General features: G+C 37.2%; 13 protein-coding genes. 5 read left to right on the plus strand and 8 right to left on the minus strand.

What is annotated here, in order from left to right; all coding sequences use genetic code 11:
• Positions 1–32: 32 nt before the first annotated feature.
• Positions 33–1,226 (plus strand): MFS transporter, encoded by a 1,194-nt coding sequence (locus tag SAZ04_RS06045; RefSeq protein ID WP_332692581.1) that lies wholly within the window; start codon positions 33–35, stop codon positions 1,224–1,226.
• Between the two features lie 736 nt (positions 1,227–1,962).
• Positions 1,963–2,634 carry a protein kinase family protein gene (locus SAZ04_RS06050; protein ID WP_332692584.1) on the plus strand — a complete coding sequence of 224 codons (672 nt, stop codon included), beginning with the start codon at positions 1,963–1,965 and terminating at the stop codon, positions 2,632–2,634.
• 98 nt (positions 2,635–2,732) lie between these two features.
• On the opposite strand, the gene SAZ04_RS06055 is transcribed toward SAZ04_RS06050, so the two are convergent.
• The gene (locus SAZ04_RS06055) at positions 2,733–4,412 is read right to left on the minus strand and encodes a GMC family oxidoreductase (protein WP_332692587.1); all 1,680 of its coding nucleotides are present in this window, start codon (positions 4,410–4,412) and stop codon (positions 2,733–2,735) included.
• 286 nt (positions 4,413–4,698) lie between these two features.
• Here SAZ04_RS06055 and SAZ04_RS06060 point away from each other — a divergent pair, with 286 nt between their 5' ends.
• Positions 4,699–5,457: a ThuA domain-containing protein gene (locus SAZ04_RS06060; protein WP_332692590.1), complete on the plus strand. Its 759-nt coding sequence runs from the start codon at positions 4,699–4,701 to the stop codon at positions 5,455–5,457.
• 116 nt (positions 5,458–5,573) lie between these two features.
• Here the strand turns inward: SAZ04_RS06060 and SAZ04_RS06065 are convergent, their stop codons facing one another.
• From SAZ04_RS06065 to SAZ04_RS06095, 7 genes are all read right to left on the minus strand, one after another.
• Complete coding sequence (locus tag SAZ04_RS06065) at positions 5,574–7,250, minus strand: GMC family oxidoreductase (RefSeq protein ID WP_332692592.1); 1,677 nt, start codon at positions 7,248–7,250, stop codon at positions 5,574–5,576.
• Positions 7,251–7,579: 329 nt separating this feature from the next.
• Positions 7,580–8,524 (minus strand): coiled-coil domain-containing protein, encoded by a 945-nt coding sequence (locus tag SAZ04_RS06070; RefSeq protein WP_332692595.1) that lies wholly within the window; start codon positions 8,522–8,524, stop codon positions 7,580–7,582.
• A 445-nt stretch (positions 8,525–8,969) separates the two neighbouring features.
• The gene (locus tag SAZ04_RS06075) at positions 8,970–9,620 is read right to left on the minus strand and encodes a hydroxypyruvate isomerase family protein (protein WP_332692597.1); all 651 of its coding nucleotides are present in this window, start codon (positions 9,618–9,620) and stop codon (positions 8,970–8,972) included.
• A 720-nt stretch (positions 9,621–10,340) separates the two neighbouring features.
• The gene (locus tag SAZ04_RS06080) at positions 10,341–11,435 is read right to left on the minus strand and encodes a GerAB/ArcD/ProY family transporter (protein ID WP_332692600.1); all 1,095 of its coding nucleotides are present in this window, start codon (positions 11,433–11,435) and stop codon (positions 10,341–10,343) included.
• Positions 11,435–11,704: a hypothetical protein gene (locus tag SAZ04_RS06085; protein ID WP_332692603.1), complete on the minus strand. Its 270-nt coding sequence runs from the start codon at positions 11,702–11,704 to the stop codon at positions 11,435–11,437. Before SAZ04_RS06085 ends, SAZ04_RS06080 begins: the two co-directional genes overlap by 1 nt.
• A gap of 2 nt (positions 11,705–11,706) precedes the next feature.
• A complete protein-coding gene (locus tag SAZ04_RS06090; RefSeq protein WP_332692606.1) occupies positions 11,707–12,891 on the minus strand; it encodes a Ger(x)C family spore germination protein in 1,185 nt (394 codons plus the stop codon).
• Positions 12,892–12,948: 57 nt separating this feature from the next.
• The gene (locus tag SAZ04_RS06095; protein WP_332692609.1) at positions 12,949–14,409 is read right to left on the minus strand and encodes a spore germination protein; all 1,461 of its coding nucleotides are present in this window, start codon (positions 14,407–14,409) and stop codon (positions 12,949–12,951) included.
• A 1,039-nt stretch (positions 14,410–15,448) separates the two neighbouring features.
• Between SAZ04_RS06095 and SAZ04_RS06100 the strand changes: the two genes are divergently transcribed.
• Together SAZ04_RS06100 and SAZ04_RS06105 are read left to right on the plus strand one after the other, a co-directional pair.
• Entirely contained in the window at positions 15,449–17,017 is a 1,569-nt protein-coding gene (locus tag SAZ04_RS06100) for a spore germination protein (protein WP_332692612.1), read from the plus strand.
• A 26-nt stretch (positions 17,018–17,043) separates the two neighbouring features.
• Positions 17,044–18,183, plus strand: coding sequence for a Ger(x)C family spore germination protein (locus SAZ04_RS06105; RefSeq protein ID WP_332692615.1), 1,140 nt, complete (start codon positions 17,044–17,046; stop codon positions 18,181–18,183).
• Positions 18,184–18,192 lie beyond the last annotated feature (9 nt).

The raw sequence follows: 18,192 nt of genomic DNA on the forward strand, positions 1-18,192 counted from the left end.
AAATAGTCTGAATAAATTATGGGGAGATATATGTGACTAATCATAAAAAAGATATTCTTTTCTTGAAAGGGCTTACCTTTCTTCATTTCGGTGGCAAAGCGATCATACTGCCATTTTTACCTTTATTTCTACTTGCAAGAGGATTTAGTTTGGTAGAAATAGGAACGATTATGGGGGTAGCGCCGCTCGTCAGTATAGTAGCACAACCAGTAGTGGGCTTTATTAGTGACAAATATAAAACAGTGAAAAAAATATTAATCATTTTATATTTTGGTGTAGCTGCAGCTAGTGTTGGGGTCTTTTTTCATGATTCTTTTTGGGTTGTTTTTGTTTCTTTTTTGCTATTCCATTTTGCCTTGTCTCCTGCTACTCCACTTATTGACAGTATGACATTGAAGACGCTAGGTCCTAATAAACATGAATACGGAAAGGTCCGTTTATGGGGATCGATTGGTTTTTTTTGTATTGCCTTACTTTCTGGGCCTATCCTTCAATGGGTTGGAATTGAACGATTATTCCTTCCTTTCTTAGTCATGACAGCCTTAACTATTTTTGCATTATCATTTTTAAAAGACGGAAAGACCTCCGCGGCACCTGTTAATTTAAGGTCAGTAGGAGAGGTTTTAAAGAATCGTTTATTTATTACGTTTTTGTTATTATTCTTATTTGTCATCATTCCCCACAGAATGAATGACATTATGATCGTCATTCATCTAGAGAGCCTTGGGGCAACGACATTTTGGGTTGGACTTGCATGGGCTTTAGCTGCAGTAAGTGAAGTTCCAATTTTCTATTACCTTGCTAAGAAAATTAAAGACTATAATGAACTATTTTTATTAGCTATTGTTGCATTATTGTATACGGTTCGGTGGGTGTTATATGGCCTCATTAGCTCGCCATACATACTTTCATTCTTACAAATTTCACAAGGTGTTACATTTGGTCTATTTTGGTTAATCGCAATGCAGATGGCTGTTAGGACTGTACCAGAACATTTACGAAGTACAGGTCAAGCGCTGTTAACGTCAGTATGTTTTGGAATTGGTGGTGCAATTGGAGGGTCTGGAGGTGGTTGGATTTCAGATCATTTCGGTTCACACTTATTGTATCAATTCATGGCTGGAATGACTTTTATTGCAACATTGCTAATCTTTCTATTTTATCGATATTCTCAAAGGGAAAGTGTAGTTCACGATGTACCTAAAAAGGTTAAGGTACATCAATAATGCAAAACTCTACAGGATGTAAAAGTAATACTTTCGTAAGTTTTTCTCACTTTAACCGAGAGTTGGAATCATATATCTATAGTTTACTTGTCAACAAACCCTTACGAAATAGAAAATAAAGCGTTTATACATGCAATAGGTACAAAAGATACATCACGTATCCTTTCAAATTATCAAGATGCTTACAAGACACAGACAATTACAAGTACAGCACCTCAATCAGCAATCAAAGGAATGCCCATAAAACTAAATATGTAATGTGTTATGTTTATAGAAATATTAGAAAAGAGAGAAAATGGAAATTGACAAAACGGGTTTATTTAGTTACGATTAACAAAACAATATAAATATGTCTCCTAAAGGGGAGTAGCTTTTACAGCAAAGTCGTCATTCCAGAGTGTTATCACTCTCGGCTTTGTTGGCAACATTTCGTTGTTAGCAAGACCTTTACTATTTTGGTAAAGGTCTTTATTTGTGTAAAAAAACCTTTGCCAATGACGGCAAAGGTTTTTTTACTTAGAAAAGAGGAATAAACAACAATATGGTGATGATGAGGCCACTGAAAAAGTCCATCGAGGAAGCGGCAATGGCTCCGCACGTTGCTCGCCTGCTATGAGAACCTACTCATAGCAGACTTTAAAACCAGGCAACGGCTACGCTCAGTGCCCTCGGAGATGGTTTATATAATCAAAATGCTTGAATTATAGCCTAGAAGATGAAAGGGAAGGTGTTTTAGATGACTTGGGATTTCATAGCAGATCATATACAAAAACTAGATATCTTGTCTAACGAAGAAAATGAACTTGTGACAGTTAAGGAGATACCAAAAGAACTACAATGTGTTGGTGTAGGTACAGATGCTGTAGTCGTACGTTCATTGGACGCTCCTAATTATGCATTTAAAGTGTACAGTAATGACAAACTAGAAAAATTAAAAGTAGAAAAGCATGTATATGAAAAGCTTGGTCAGTCAGATCTCTTCCCGTTTTACTATGGGAGCGGTTCTAATTTTCTTGTGTTAAGTTTTGAAAAGGGACTCACTTTATACGATTGTTTATTAAAAGGAATTCATATACCAAAACAAGCAATAGAGGACGTTGATAAAGCAATAGCTTATGCGCTCAGTAGGGGACTAAATCCACGAGATATACATTTGAAAAATATCCTTCTCCATGAAGGAAGAGCAAAACTTCTTGATGTCTCTGAATATTTGAAACAAGGAAATGATTGTAGATGGCATTATTTAAAACAAGGCTATCAGGAAAATTATCACGTAATTGATGGAAAAGCAGTCCCATTTTGGATAGTTGAAACTGTAAGGAAATGGTATAATCAAACACAGCCTGAAACATTTCACTTTCAAGACTTTGTTCGAAAACTCACAAAGATATTTCGAGTTGGAGCTTAGTAGATAAGTGTATTGGAGTAAAAAACTAGCTTGAGTGATTCCTCAAGCTAGTTTTTCTTAAAATATATTATCAATTGTTTTACCTTTCTGGAATCAGACTATGATTCACCCTCTTTTTCTACAATAAAATCAGCAGTCCGCATCGCCACCGCTATAGTCGTAAGGGTAGGGTTCGCCCCTCCCATAAAAGGTAAGATACTGTTATCAGCGACAAACAGATTTGACATGCTGTGCACTTGACCAAACTGATTTGTAACGGATGTAGCTGGATTATCCCCCATACGACAAGTGCCAGCAGCATGAAAATCGACACCTGGTGGAAGCAGACATGGACCCGTTTCAATAGTTAATTGCATACTATCAATGACTTTAAACATATCAGCGGACAGCTGTTGAATAATGGCCAGGTCTTGTTCGCTGTAAGAAAAATGAACATTCAGTTTAGGAACCCCGTACCAATCTACGTTAGCTGGATCAAGAACGACACGGTTATTACGGTTGGGCTCCACAATTCCGAACCCGAAAAGGGCAATTTCTAGTTCTTTCATTAATGGCTTCGTTTCATAGGAATAAAACTCATAAGGAAAGGGTCCTTGAACGGTTATTTGGTATGACCGCTTTTCAGTACTAGGGAGCTGGATGTTCACGAGCCCCAATACCTCTTCAAATTCCTCACGTGAGACAAGGTTACTGGAAGAAACAAAAGAATGAGTAATTAAATATCGACCGATCGCCTCTCCTGGAATTCTAGAATGAAGCAGGAGACGGGGAGTTTCAAATGTACTCCCAGAAACGACCACGGTTTTTCCGTGAATTGTATATGACTTTCGGTCCGGAGTCATCACCTGCACTCCAGTTACTTTGTTATTTTCATGTAGAAGCTTCACCACATTGGCTTTAACAGCAAAATCAACTCCATTCCAGTTAAGCGCCCAAGCCATAAATTCAATGGAACTAAAAAAGACATTTGAATGTATTTGTCCATAATAGCTAACGTTTAAGTCAATGGCTCGAGGAAGGTTTGTCGCATCATGATAACCGTTCTCTCTCAGCCTTTTTAAGAGTGTTTCTTGAAGATTGGACCCATCCGTGAACGCTGTAGTCACCTTCATAACCTGTTCCGCAATGTTGTAGTATTTAATGAGATCATCAATTGTAAGCGGCCACTCTTTAAAATCACTAGGATGAAAACGAGGGCTCACTCCTCCCCAAAGTAGCGTCTGGCCTCCTAAACCGAAAAGTTGTTTAGCGCCGGGAAATTCAGGCCATTCCTCGTCTCTTCGAATATTGAATGCGGGGTTTTGCAGAAAACTCCCTGCTGTCTTAGCAGTCGGTAAATTAGCCACATGAGTCGGTATGATTAAATCACCTCTTTCTAAAACAGCAATTCGTTTCCCTTGATTTCGCCACTGTTCACTCAATCTCCAAAGAGTGGCTCCTCCACCTGCTCCGCTTCCAACGATGATCACATCGTAGTTTGTTTTTTCCATTTCTTCTAAAGAAGTAAGAGGGAACCAGTGATCTGAATAATCGATTTCTGGACTAGGAGGGCAATCTTCATAAGTTGGAACAATTTCCTCATTGTCATTTGTTATTTGACGAGTTCTTTTTAATATTACCTGTTTAGGAGAAGAGGGAACTTTTACTTTCTGACCGGAAATATCTGCATCTGGATGAGAAAGATGTGGATTATGGATTCTTAGCTTATTCAAATTGATATTATGATGATGGGCCATTTGTCGCAATGTTGTTCCTTTTTCAGCGATTACGATCTTCATTGTTACCACCTCATTCGTTGATCATTTAGGTAAGTATATGGTGACAACACGATGAATTTGACAACAATTTTATATCGTAGGACGTTATCTGTTATTAATGAGTGTACAAAAAGGTGATAATCGTCTTTTGGAAAAACTTCAATTACGCATAATTCATATGCCAATCCTTATTCCTTCTAAATTTTGTAAACGTTTATTATAACTTTGAAGGAAAGTTCATATAATTGGCTATAGTTGAAAATTTAGAGGTGAGAAAAATCTTCTAAAGATGAACGGGGAGGACGATATGTTTAAAATAACAATTGGATCAAAAACGTTCGAAATGAAGACAATCAATGTGACGGTGTGGAATGAATTTATCCACGAACAAACAGATCCAGCTGTAGCGGAAAGATATCCTAAAGGAATCCATACTACCATCGCTGAAGGTTTGCAGCCGTATAACTTCAATATCCGAACAGCAACACTTGAGCAACCAGAGCATGGTTTGACAGAAGAAGTACTAGATCAAACTGATGTACTAATCTGGTGGGGGCACTTAGCTCACGAAGAAGTGGCTGATGAAATTGTTGAAAGAATGTATGAAAGAGTACTTAATGGCATGGGTTTAATCGTGTTACACTCTGGGCATTTCTCGAAAATTTTTAAAAAGTTGATGGGCACAAGCTGCGATTTAAAATGGAGAATAGCAGATGAGAAGTCAAGGTTATGGGTAGTTGATCCCGCTCATCCGATAACAGAAGGCATTGGAGAATACATTGAACTTGAAGAAGAAGAAATGTACGGTGAATTTTTTGATATTCCTGCTCCTGAACAGCTCATATTTATTAGTTGGTTTAAAGGTGGTGAAGTGTTTCGCAGCGGCTGTGCCTATCATCGCAGGCAAGGAAAGATCTTTTACTTCCAGCCCGGAGATGAGAGATATCCCACTTATCACAATCAAGAGATTATAAAAGTGATCGCGAATGCTGTAAAATGGGCTGCATCACCGCATGGGGCAACACCGACTTTTGGAAATGCAGATCCTCTTGAAGATATAAACTAAAAATTCAAATAGGATGACAACGGAATAGCAGCTTCCTTTGTCATCCTATTTCTAATCTAATGTTGAATCTTAAGGCACTTTCACTCTTTTCTAGTAGGGAAATTTGTATCAGTCTTTTATACATTCTCGTTTTTTACAATAAAATCAGCAGTTCGCATCGCGACCGCTATAGTTGTAAGGGTAGGATTCGCCCCTCCCATAAAAGGTAAGATACTATTATCAGCGACAAATAGATTTGACATGCCGTGCACTTGACCAAATTCATTTGTGACAGATGTAGCTGGATCATTTCCCATGCGGCAAGTGCCCGCAGCATGATAATCGGTCCCCGGAGGCAAGAGACATGGACTTGTTTCGATAGTTAATTGCATACTATTAATGGCATTAAGCATATCACCCACCATTTGTTGAATAATAGCATAGTCTTGTTCGCTATAAGAGAAACGAACATTCAGAATTGGAACCCCATACGAATCCACGTTAGCCGGATCAAGAACGACACGGTTATCACGATTGGGCTCCACAAGTCCGAACCCCAAAAGGCTAACCTCTAATTCTTTCATAAATGACTTCGTTTCATAGGCATAAAATTCATAAGGATGAGGGCCTGTAATTGCGATTTGGTATGGCCGCTTATCAGTACTAGGAAGCAGAATGTTCACGAGCCCTAATACCTCTTCAAATTCCTCCCGTGAAACAAGATTAGTAGAAGAAACAAAAGAATGACTAATTAAATATCGACCGATCGCCTCACCTGGAATGCCAGAATGAAGCAGAAGGCGGGGGGTTTCAAATGTACTTCCAGAAACGACAACGGTTTTTCCGTGAATTGTATATGACTTTCGGTCCGGAGTCATCACCTGCACTCCAGTTACTTTGTTATTTTCATGTAGAAGCTTCACCACATTGGCTTTAACAGCAAAATCAAGCCCATTCCAGTTAAGTGCCCAAGCCATAAATTCAAGGGAGCTAAAAAAGACATTTGATTGTATATGTCCATAATAGCTAACGCTTAAGTCAAACGTTCGAGGAATGTTTGTCGCATCATGATAACCGCTCTTTCTCAGCCTTTTTAAGAGAGTTTCTTGAAGGTTAGAACCATTCGTGTATGCTGTGGTCACCTTCATGACTTGTTCAGCAATGTTGTAGTATTCGATGAGATCATCAAGTGTAAGAGGCCATTCGTTGAAATCACTACGATGAAAACGTGGACTCATGCCTCCCCAAAGCAGCGTTTGGCCTCCTAAACCGAAAAGTTGTTTAGCTCCTGGAAATTCAGGCCATTCCTTTTCTCTTCGAATGTTGAATGCAGGGTTTCGCAGAAATCTCGCTGCGGTTTTAGCAGTCGGTAAATTAGCTACATGAGTCGGTACGAGTAAATCACCTCTTTCTAAAACAGCTATTCGTTTCCCTTGATTTCGCCACTGTTCACTCAATCTCCAAAGAGTGGCTCCTCCACCTGCTCCGCTTCCAACGATGATCACATCGTAGTTTGTTTTTTCCATTTCTTCTAAAGAAGTAAGAGGGAACCAGTGATCTGAATAATCGATTTCTGGACTAGGAGGGCAATCTTCATAAGTTGGAACAATTTCCTCGTTGTCATTTGTTATTTGACGGTTTCTCTTTAAGATTACCTGTCTAGGAGAAGAAGGAATTTTTACTTTCTGACCAGAAATGTCTTCATCTGGATGGGAAAGATGTGGATTATGAATTCTGAGTTTATTCAATTTGATATTATGATGATGGGCCAGTTGTCGCAATGTTGTTCCTTTTTCAGCGATTACGATCTTCATTGTTACCACCTCATTCGTTGATCATTTAAGTAAGTATATGGTGATAACAAGATGAATTTGACAACTATTTCATATCATAGGGAGTTCTGTTCTGTTATTAGTGAGTGTGAAAAAAATGATAATCGTCTTTTTGAACAACTTCAATCGCATAATTACCTATGCCAATATAAGGAATAAACCTAATGCATAGTGCACTAGGTTTTTAAGTTGTAAAGTAAATATACGTACCTTTTACCGTCTTCTAGAAAGGACTATTCTCCATCAGTTGGTTTATTATTCTGATTTTTAAGTTGCGCAATTCTTTCATTTTGGTTAGCAATAGTAGCTTGTCATTGCTCTTTTTCGTCAGTTAACTGGGCAATAATATTGTCCCTTTGTACAATTGCATCCTCTAATTTTGAGATTCTCATGCTTAGTTCAGTAATCTGTATATCCCGTAGAGTGATTTCATTTGCTAGTCCAGTTAATTGGGTATCGCGCAATGTAATTAAATTGTTTCGTTCTACAAGCTGCTGATCTCGTAAAATAATTGTATTGTTTAGCTCTGTTATTTGGTTATCTCGTAAAGCAAGTAAATTGTTTCGTTCAGCAAGTTGTATATCCCGTAAAGCAAGTAAAATGTTTCGTTCAGTTATTTGCATATCTCGTAAAGCAAGTAAATTGTTCCGTTCTGCAAGTTGTATATCCCGTAAAGCAAGTAAATTATTCCGTTCAGCGATTTCTAAATCACGTAATGCAATAATTATATCTTTTTCTTTTATTTGCAAATCACGTAATGCAATAATTGTATCTTTTTCTTTTATTTCCAAATCACGTAATGCAATAATTATATTTTTTTCTCTTATTTCTAAATCACGGATAGCTATCTGGATTTCAAGTTCTCGTATTTGAGCCTCAAGCTCGCGTATTCGAATCTCGAGTTCCTCGTTTTGGGATTCAAGTTCCGTATTCCGATCTCCAAGCTCTGTATTTTGAGATTCAAGTTCCGCATTCTGTTCTTCAAGCTCCTGTATTCGAGCTTCTTTTTCTTCAAGTTTCTTTTTCGTTTCAAAATATTTTCTTCTACATAAGTTTAGAATTTTGTTGCATTCGGTAAGTTCATTCTCAATATTCTCTTTACTCTCAATATTCTCTTTACTCTCTTTACTTTTGCTCAGATAGCGCTTTAATTTCTTTTCAATTTTTATAGTAAAGAGAGGGGATGAACCGTGTTTCTTTAAAGGTAGAAAGTAACCACCATTATTTTTTTTATTTCTTCTGAATTTATTATCCATACCACTTAACTCAATCCCTTATAAAATAGTGTAGTATATTGTGATTCCTGTCCCCTGCATTATTAACGCAGTGGGAGCATGGACTGTTTTTAAGTTCATTAGCAGAAGATGATTAACTAGCTATTATTTCCTAGTTGTCATTCGTATGGATTTAATATTTCCTCTACCTCTTTTATAGGCTCACTCATTAAAAGAGGGCATAAAGTCAATCCTTAGAATACGACGGGATCGTAATTAACCGTTATCTATATTCTAACTGAAGAATATGAGAAATGAGCATTAATTTGTTATTTAAGTTGAGATTTTTAGAGAAAAAACGAGTGGTCTATCAGCTTCTTTGGTTTCAGCTTGCACTTTTCTTTTTTATCGATTGTAAAAGGTCAGTAGTTGTAGATAGGTTTTCGATCATGACTGCAGAAAATTAGATAAAGGTACTTGCATGGGGTTACACAAGCCCCTCCGATTTAACCCAATTGAGAAACCTCGTAAGACTTAAGGAAGGATTTTCAAGTGGAAAATATTCTAGTCCAATATAACCGATAAATCCAGTTTCCTTAATGGCTTTAAAAATATTTATATAATAGAGCTCACCGGTATATGGTTCGTGTCTTCCGGGAACACCTGCAATATGAAAATAACCGATATTATCAATATTATTCGTAATAGTAGAAATGATGTTTCCCTCCATAATTTGCATATGGTAAATATCGTAAAGGACTTTGATATAAGGACTGTCTACTTGATCAACAATTTGAAATCCTTCCTTTGAAGAATCTAAGTAGTAACCTTCATGGTCAACTAGTGTATTGAGCGGTTCAATGACAAGCATGATTCCTGCCTCTTCTAAGAAAGGTACACAGGCTTTTAGTCCGTCTACGATGCTGCGGTGCTGTTCTCTTCGTGGAACACCAGGTAGTTCTTGCCCGACCTGAGAAATAATTGTTTTGTACCCAAGCCTTTTAGCTACTTCAATCGTTTGCCTGAGGCCTTCTATATACTCTTGTCTTTGTGAAGGGTCAGTCAAACTGATATATTTCGTGACAATCCCGGCTATTGTTAATTGAAGCCTCTGACTCGCTACATAAATCTCATGCAAATTTTTATCCCATCAACTCCAAAATTCAATAGCATGAAAACCTATTCGTTTCGCTTCTTCCATCCCTTTGATAAAATCTTGATCTGAATAGACGGATTCAATGTTGACCGCAAATTTCATGCTCGTAACCTCCTATTTTGCGTTACCTACTTTCATATAAGTACATCATCCATACTCTAACGTAACCTTCATCACTTGTTCAGCAATCGTATAGTAGTGATTCATCTCGTCAATCGAAACACACCATTTGGCAATATCAAGTGGATACATACGAGGGGTAACTATGCCCTAGATCATACTTCGCCCTCCTAAAGCAAAAAATTCTTCAAAATGGTGGGGGTTGAGGTAGGAAGAGTATGAGTATTGATCGTATTTTTATGAGCAGTTGCAACTGCTCATAAAAATACGTCTACTTTATAATTATTCGATTATAAAAGGTTCTATGCGATTTCTTAATTACAAACGTAAAAACGTAATATTTATATAATATATTTCAGTATGAATTCAAGGAGGTGGTCTTTAGAAAGGATATTTTTAGGGGGGAACGATCCAAAAAATTAAAAAGATTGTTCTAAACGGTGGGTTTTCCGCTTTAAACAATCTCGAGTGGAGCACTTATAGTAAAAAACAAGCTGTTTCATAGATAACTTGATGTTTCAATCCAAAGTATGTTACTTGAAGTCTTTCCCCCTAGTATTCGCACGATTGAAGCCTCTTTTATCAAGTTGGCTTCTTTTTAAAAAAAGCTACCAATGTGATAAAAAGGAATGGGAGAACGACCACCGTAATCATAAATAACGGCCAAGTCACAAATACAGCATCCACAAATTCTGTTTCGTGATCAAAAATCGTTAGTGAAAGCAACAGAATGAAAAAGGAAATAGGAAAGGTGATAATCTGTTTATCCTGTAATTTTAAAACGTTAGATAAAAATTCTTTAAGAATAAACAGCATAATGCTTGTTTTCATATAAGAGCCTACGATTAAAGCGAGACCGATTCCGGATTCAATTCGTTCAATGGCATCTCTAATATTGACCAATTGAGCAAGGCTAAAAATAGAATATTGAACTGTTCCAGCAAGCGGACCATAAGCCATGGTGACAAGAACAATAGGAATAATCATTAGAATCCCATGTACGAGTAGAGTTAAAAACATTATTTTTTTTAAAGGCTTTCTGTCTCCTTTGCTAACGAAGGGAAGCAGCAAAGAAAAAAGAATAAGCTCCGAATACGGGAAACTAAAAGCGCGATAGCTTCCGAGAAGAACGGGCTTTATCCCATCCGGCATGACCGGGAGAAGGTGCTCCACTTGATAATGAGGAAAAGCTAATGCTAACACCCCTAGTGGTAAAACAATCATGCTGATTAAAAGCCACACGAACATTCTTGCCATTGGTTCAATACCACTTCTTGCCGTCATAGCAGCAACTAGCAAAATAAGCGTATGGAAAACATAGGTAGGTGTTTCTCTCATTAAGGCATTTGCGAAAAAACCTCCAATATCAATGATAATAAACGTAATAATTAAAATGAGCAAAAGGATGATCGGTATGGAAATACATAAGGTGATCCACTTCCCTAAGACTTTTTCACTGTAATCAATAAAGGAATGTCCAGGGGCCTGATGATCGATGTAGAAAACACAGGCTAAGAGCACCATTCCAAGAGCATTCGCAACTAAAAGTGATAGCCACGCCGCATTTGAAGCGACTTCAACCATAGGTGTTGGAATATTAATAATCGCGGAACCAGTCATATAAGCGAGAAATAGACTAGCCAGTTGCCAAGAACTTATCGTTTCTACTTGTCTCATCACATTCCCCTATAGGTCACAAGAAATATAATAAAATCGACTTCTAGTGGTTTTATTATTTGTTGACCTGGTTCATGAAAGATGAAATCTACAAACGTATAAAGGTTTGGCCAAGGCAGATCAAAAATGTACATAACACTATGATAGAAGACTGGTACCATGGTTATTCCATAAACGATGCGAATTTGCTTATTTTTTATTAAATCCGCCCCATCATATAGAAATACGGCGATGTATAAAATAACGAGTAAGATGATTTTCTCTAACATAATTATCCCTCCGTCAGGTCTGCGCCAGTTGTCATGCCTGTACTTTTAATGATGATTTCAACATCAATTTCGAATTTGATTTCAGAAAAGATTTGCTCCCAATTCTCTTTTTGCTTTTCCCATAATTTCGGGTCTTTTCTGTAAAGAGTATTCCCAATTCCGATTACATCGAGTTTTTCATCCTGTAGGTATGTAATAAAAGCTTCTAATTGTGTTTTTAATGCGTTTTCAATATGCACTTGAAGTTTTTGTCTCTCTTCATCAGTGGCCATCGTGGAGCATTGGAATTCACCGATATGCCCCTCTACCTTTGTTGAAAAATGAATGGTAGGTGGGCTCTCAGAAAAATTTGGAGAAAGCTTTGTTTTTAGTTGTGTAACCTCCAGAGTATCACTTCTATTTTTCTGCTGATTTTCTTTATCTTGACAAGGGTATTCTATTGTGCCGCTGTTATAGTCATCCGTTAAAATAAGCAAATTGTGAACGTCAGCAGTTGAGATACGGTCGTGCATCTTTCCATCAGAAACAATCGCCAAACCTGTGCTTACGACACTTTCTGGAGTTTGATTTGTTCGTTCGATATACGGAACCGTTGCTAGTTTCAACTGATAATTTAGTTGTAGGGCTAAATCAAGTATTCTTGTTTCTTTTGATTTCGATGAAAAGGCCGTTCCACTTTCTTGAATCGTCCGTAGTTGTTGGGCTGTTGTCTTCTCAATAAACGGTTTAATATTCCAATAGTCACTTGTTCTTCCTTTTGTAATAATCACATGCGATAAGAAGCGAGGTTCATGATCACGATAGAAAAAGTCTAGAACATCTGATATGTCATTTTTCCTAGCAAACTCTTCTCCGATAAGAATAATCCGCATATGGCTCCATTGCGCTTTACGGCCGACATGAAGTGGGATATCTCGGATTGCCTCAAAGACGCTCTCATCTTTCGTTATAACAGAGAAGTAAGTGCGCCCCTCAGTGGAACTGCCACCTTGGGCTCCTACTGTTTGTGTAGGTGAATACATTTGTGTTGTTAATTCAATTTGGCCTTCTTCTGTTTGGTCGATCCCTACCCCCATCACGTAAGCTAGATCAGTCAATTCCAAACTGTTCCAACATCCGGATAAAAAAATGAGAAAACTTCCTGCAATGAGTATTTTAATTGGAAATGTAATTGCTTTGATAGGCATAATTGATCAAGCTTTCTTTTAGGATTTTTTTTATGTCTAATGGGTACGTAAATATTTTTACTTTTGGTTTGAAGACGACATCCATTTCTGTGGTCTCCGAATGAAAACATCAAGTAGTTGCTTCGGTCTTAGTGGAGCTAATGGACTTAAATATGGTTGTCCTAATGATCGTAAATTTACTAAATGTAAAAAAAGGATAAGAAAGAATATCATTATTCCAAATCCACCTAGAATGGCAGCGAAGATCATCATTGGCAGTTGGAGAATCCGAATGGCTATCGCAATGTCATATTGTGGAATCGAAAAAGAAGCAATTCCAGTTACTGCTACGACAATGACCATCATCGGAGAGGTAATATTGGCTGTTATGGCGGCATCACCAATAATCAACCCTCCAACAATGGAAATCGCTGATCCAATTGGCTGCGGTAAGCGAATACCAGCTTCTCGAAGCAGCTCGAAGAAAAACACCATAAGGAGGGCTTCAAAAAAGGCTGGTAAAGGCAGCCCTTCACGAGTATCAATAATTGCCATTAAAAGGTTGGTTGGAATTAACTCAGAATGAAACGTAGTTAAGGCAATATAAAGGCTAGGTAATGTAAAGGCAATATAAAATGAGATAATCCTCATGATACGAACGAGAGATGAAAACATCGAGCGTTGATAATAATCCTCGCTTGATTGAAAGAACTCAGTAAAAAGGCCCGGACAAATTAAAATTGATCCCGTCCCTTGAACAAGTACGACAATTTTCCCTTGCAATAAGGCGGCAACAGCAACATCTGGACGTTCTGTATAACGATATTGCGGGAAGGGTGATGCGCTGGAGTCTTCGATCAACTGTTCAATGTACCCCGTTTCTAAAATTTCTGATTCTTTGACATAATTTAGACGTCTTTTGAACTCAGCTAGTGTTTCTTGATCAACCGTTCCCTCAAGATAGCCAAACGCAATCTCTGTTTTTGTTTCCCCTCCCGTTTTTAATTTCTCGATTTTGAATCGAGGATTTTGTAAGCGAACGCGTAACAATCCAATATTTAGATCTAACTGTTCAATTGTACTTTCACGAGGTCCTTTAACAACCGATTCAGTCGCTGGTTCCGTTACTTGTCTTTTATTAACACTTAAATCATTATAGGCTAGAGCTTTCTCCCATTCGTCAAAAAAGATTACAATGTGACCACTCAAAATTTTCGTCACAGCATCATCGAAACGTTCAACTAGAAGGGCATTCTGATCAGAAACGCCATGATGACTAAAAAAATTAATAACATCTTCAACAGTCATTTCAGTTGCTGGACCTACTTTGTGTGAGACTAAATCTTGCATGGACTCTTTCATGTAATTTGTTTGTTTATTCTGAACAAGTGTCCCAAGATAAACAGAGAAAGCATGATATTTAAGCCCTGGCCCGTACTGCCATGAATAGATTAATAAATCATGGCAGTTGGAAAGTGTTTCTTTGATATTCTTTTGATTTTCTGTTATATTGTCAGAAATTTTTGTGTGTTCAGCCATGAGTTTACCTCTATTTCATTTATTAGGAATAGTATTTTTAAGGAAGCAGGTTTTTATTCATGCTGTTTCCAAGTAAGCCATGAAACGAAACAGAAATAATGAGAGACATGGTTAAAAAATGAAAAACATAGAAATGAGAAGAGAGATAGAGATATTAAAAGAAAATACAACAAAATACCCAAAAAAATGAATGTTTTGAATATTTACAAAATTTTAAAGATACGTTATTCTTAATTTACATTAAACAAAGGAGGTATTGAGTGAAGCAACCTTTTATTAATTGCCTACATAAGTGGCTCAAAGAAAGGGTGTGAATCCAATGATTTGAGTAAGCGAAGAGTAATAAACGAATGAAACAAATCTCTGATCGAGTAAAAAGGTTTTCGTACTGTAACAATCAAAAACGTAACTTACATTAAAAAAGGAGTGAACAAGTAAAACAACCTTTTTATTAAATGCCTACATAATGGCTCAAAGAAAGGGTGTGGATCCAATGATTTGAGTAAGCGAAGTGTACCTTAATAGAACGTACAGGTACACGGGGAACTGAAAAAGAAACAGTAATAATTCTCTTACCGAGTAGAAAGGTTCTGTAAAATGGTAGACGACATAATGTGAGCGGCCTTATTTATCTACAATTGATAATAAGGTCGCTTTTGATTTAATAAAATCCTTTCCTGAATTGAACCCCCCGCTTCGCATTTGAATCTTCTGCATTCTCCTCATAATGCAAATGAAAGTTACCAGATTGTATAACTTTAAGTATAAGTAAGCTGATTAGAACATTTCGAAAAAGAGCTCATTACTTTAGGAGGTGGACATTAGTTCATTTGCATAATGTAAAGAGTTTTTTTGTTTTTTATTCCGATGGTTAAAATATGGCTCTTAGAGGTTGTTCAAAAAAACAATCTCTTAAAAGGAAAATATGCATTTATTTATAAAAATAAGCTATGGTTGCATGTTAATTCTAATACAGGATAATGCTATAAATGAAAGCACAATTAATATTTTAGCATCCTTTATTGGAGGAGCAGCTGCTATGAAACCTAAAAAGACTAGCTTTAAAAAAATAAAAAAAAGAACGACGGAGATTTCTAAAGAAACTCTTCCTGATGCTGCAGAAGCGATTTCAGAAACGATTTCTAGAGATATTTCAGAGAATAAAAAGCAAATAGAAGAATTTTTTTTAAATTGTGATGATATTGATACTCAAGAATATCGATTTGGACCTGATTTATCAAATAAAGCATTGACAGTTTCCTGTAATACGCTCATTCAAGATGAAAAGCTGAATTATTTAAAATCATTGTTACAAGATGTTGTTACGCATGAGGTTGGCCCAGCGACTGAGATAACTGTCGAACAACTAAAAGATTTTATTTTTCAAAAAGGTGTATCTGCTCAAACAGTGGAAACTCTTGAGAACTTCGAACAAATTACAGAAAAAGTTTTACAAGGACATGTAATCATTTTTTTTGACACTTGGAATAAGGCTCTTAGCTTTAATGCTATTTCTGTTGAAAGTAGAGCAGTAGCAGAACCGACTAGTGAAGGAGTGGTCCAAGGTCCTCATGAAGGAACTGTTGAAAATCTCAAAAAGAATATAGGACTCCTTCGCTCAAGGTTACAATCACGTAAATTTAAAATGATAACACAGCATGTCGGGAAAGAAACGAAAACAGAAATTGCTTATGGGTATCTTGAAGGATCAGTGGATCCAGAGGTGTTGGAAGAGTTTGAAAAGAGAATTTCGAAACTAAAAGATATGGATATATTAGAAACATCTTATATAGAGGAACTTATTGAAGACTCGGCGTATTCGCCATTTCCACAATATCGGCATACAGAGCGGCCTGATGTTGCGGTGCCTGCCCTATTAGACGGAAAAATCATCGTTATGGTTCAGGGAACAGGCTCTATCTTAATTTGTCCCGCTTTATATTTGGAGTTATTTCAGTCTGTTGAGGATTATTATCAACGAACAATCATTTCGACTATGATTCGACTGATGAGGTTTATTGCCGTTATCATTTCTCTTACGTTACCGAGTGTCTATATTGCTCTGTCAACGTTCCATCCTGAAATGATTCCTACTGTATTGTTATTAGCGGTCCTTAACACACGAGAAGGCATTCCCTTTCCAGCTCTAGTCGAAGCATTTATTATGGTTTTCTTTTTTGAACTTATGCGTGAAGCTGGGGTTCGGATGCCAAGACCAGTCGGACAAGCGGTTAGTATTGTTGGCGCACTCATCATTGGTGAAGCAGCCATTCAAGCAGGAATTGCTTCCCCGATTATGGTTGTTGTTGTTGCCTTAACGGGTATTTCATCGTTTGCGATTCCTCAATATAACCTTGCTATTGCGTATCGAATTTTGCAGTATCCGCTAATGATTCTTGCAGCAACATTAGGAGGATTTGGCGTCATGATGGGACTGTTGTTAATTCTTTTGCATCTTTCTTCCATAAGATCATTAGGAACACCTTACTTAGCACCGTTTGCTCCATTGAGACTGCGACGATTGGGTGACGCGTTCATTCGTATTCCTTTAAAAAATCTAATAAAGTCACCGCGTAACCATCATATGCACCGCTATCCTAAAAATTAAATACAGTGCAGAAGGAGGTGGAATAAGTGAGAAGATTTATTGTTTGTCTTTTAACGGGGCTGCTATTTATTTTATCAGGTTGCTGGGATCAACGTGAATTAATAGAAAGAGGGTTTGTGTTAGGTGCTGCGATTGACGAAGATGAAGATCAATTTGAATTAACCGTGCAATTTTATCACCCGACTCCTAAAGAGGAGGGCGGCGAAGATCCGTTCAATTTTAATATAAATAGTGAAACCATTTCTGAAGGTGCCCGCAACCTAGTTAATCATATCGGACGGAGAGCAAATTGGAGTCATATGCAGACGATTATCATTGGGGAAGATACGGCAAGAACGAGAAACTTTAGTGAACTTCTTGACTTTTTTTACCGAGAACAAGAACCTCGTGCAACAACTTATATTACAATTGGACAAGGAAAGGGAAGTGACTATTTAGATGTGAAACCCCTTTTTGAGGGGTCATCTGGAAGACAATTTCGTGAAATTCAAAGGATCTCTAAAGAAGTCACAGGACATTCTATGGAGACAAACTTATTTGATTTAGCTTTGCAAATGAAAAGTGAGCTTGGTACTGCGATCATACCATACATGACTAAAGTTACTAAAAAGTCTGAAACCGCTCCTGTATTAGGAGTTGCTATTATTAAAGATGATAAAATGATTGATAAATTATCAGGAACAGAGACACAGAGCCTGTTGATGCTACGTGAGGAATTTCAAAGGGGAAATGTGAAGGTGTCATGTAAAAACGGGAACAAAAAGAATGTTGATAATATTGAGGTTTTCTTATTACATTCTGAAGTATCACCTAAAGTAAAAGGCGATACAGTTGCCGTAAATGTTTTCTTTCAAATACAAGCCGACTTGCGTGAACTATTGTGTACCAAGTTTGAAACAGTTGAGGTTATGAAGGATTTTGAAGCATATATTGAGCGGAATATTGAAGAAAGTTTAATGAATACGATAGAGAAATTGCAGAAAAACAAAGTTGATGCCATTAATCTTGGTAATAAAGTGTACCGAGATGACCCAAAGCTTTGGGCAGCAGTAAAAGATAATTGGGATGAGCTTTTTGCCAAAAGTCAATTTGTCTTTGATATTTCCGTAGAGATAGATGCTTCAGGAATAACAAATCCCAAGCCTTTTTTAAAAAAGGCTGAATAATATTTGAGG

This window comes from Halalkalibacter lacteus (assembly GCF_036663595.1).
Classification (GTDB): Bacteria; Bacillota; Bacilli; order Bacillales; family Bacillaceae_D; genus Halalkalibacter; species Halalkalibacter lacteus.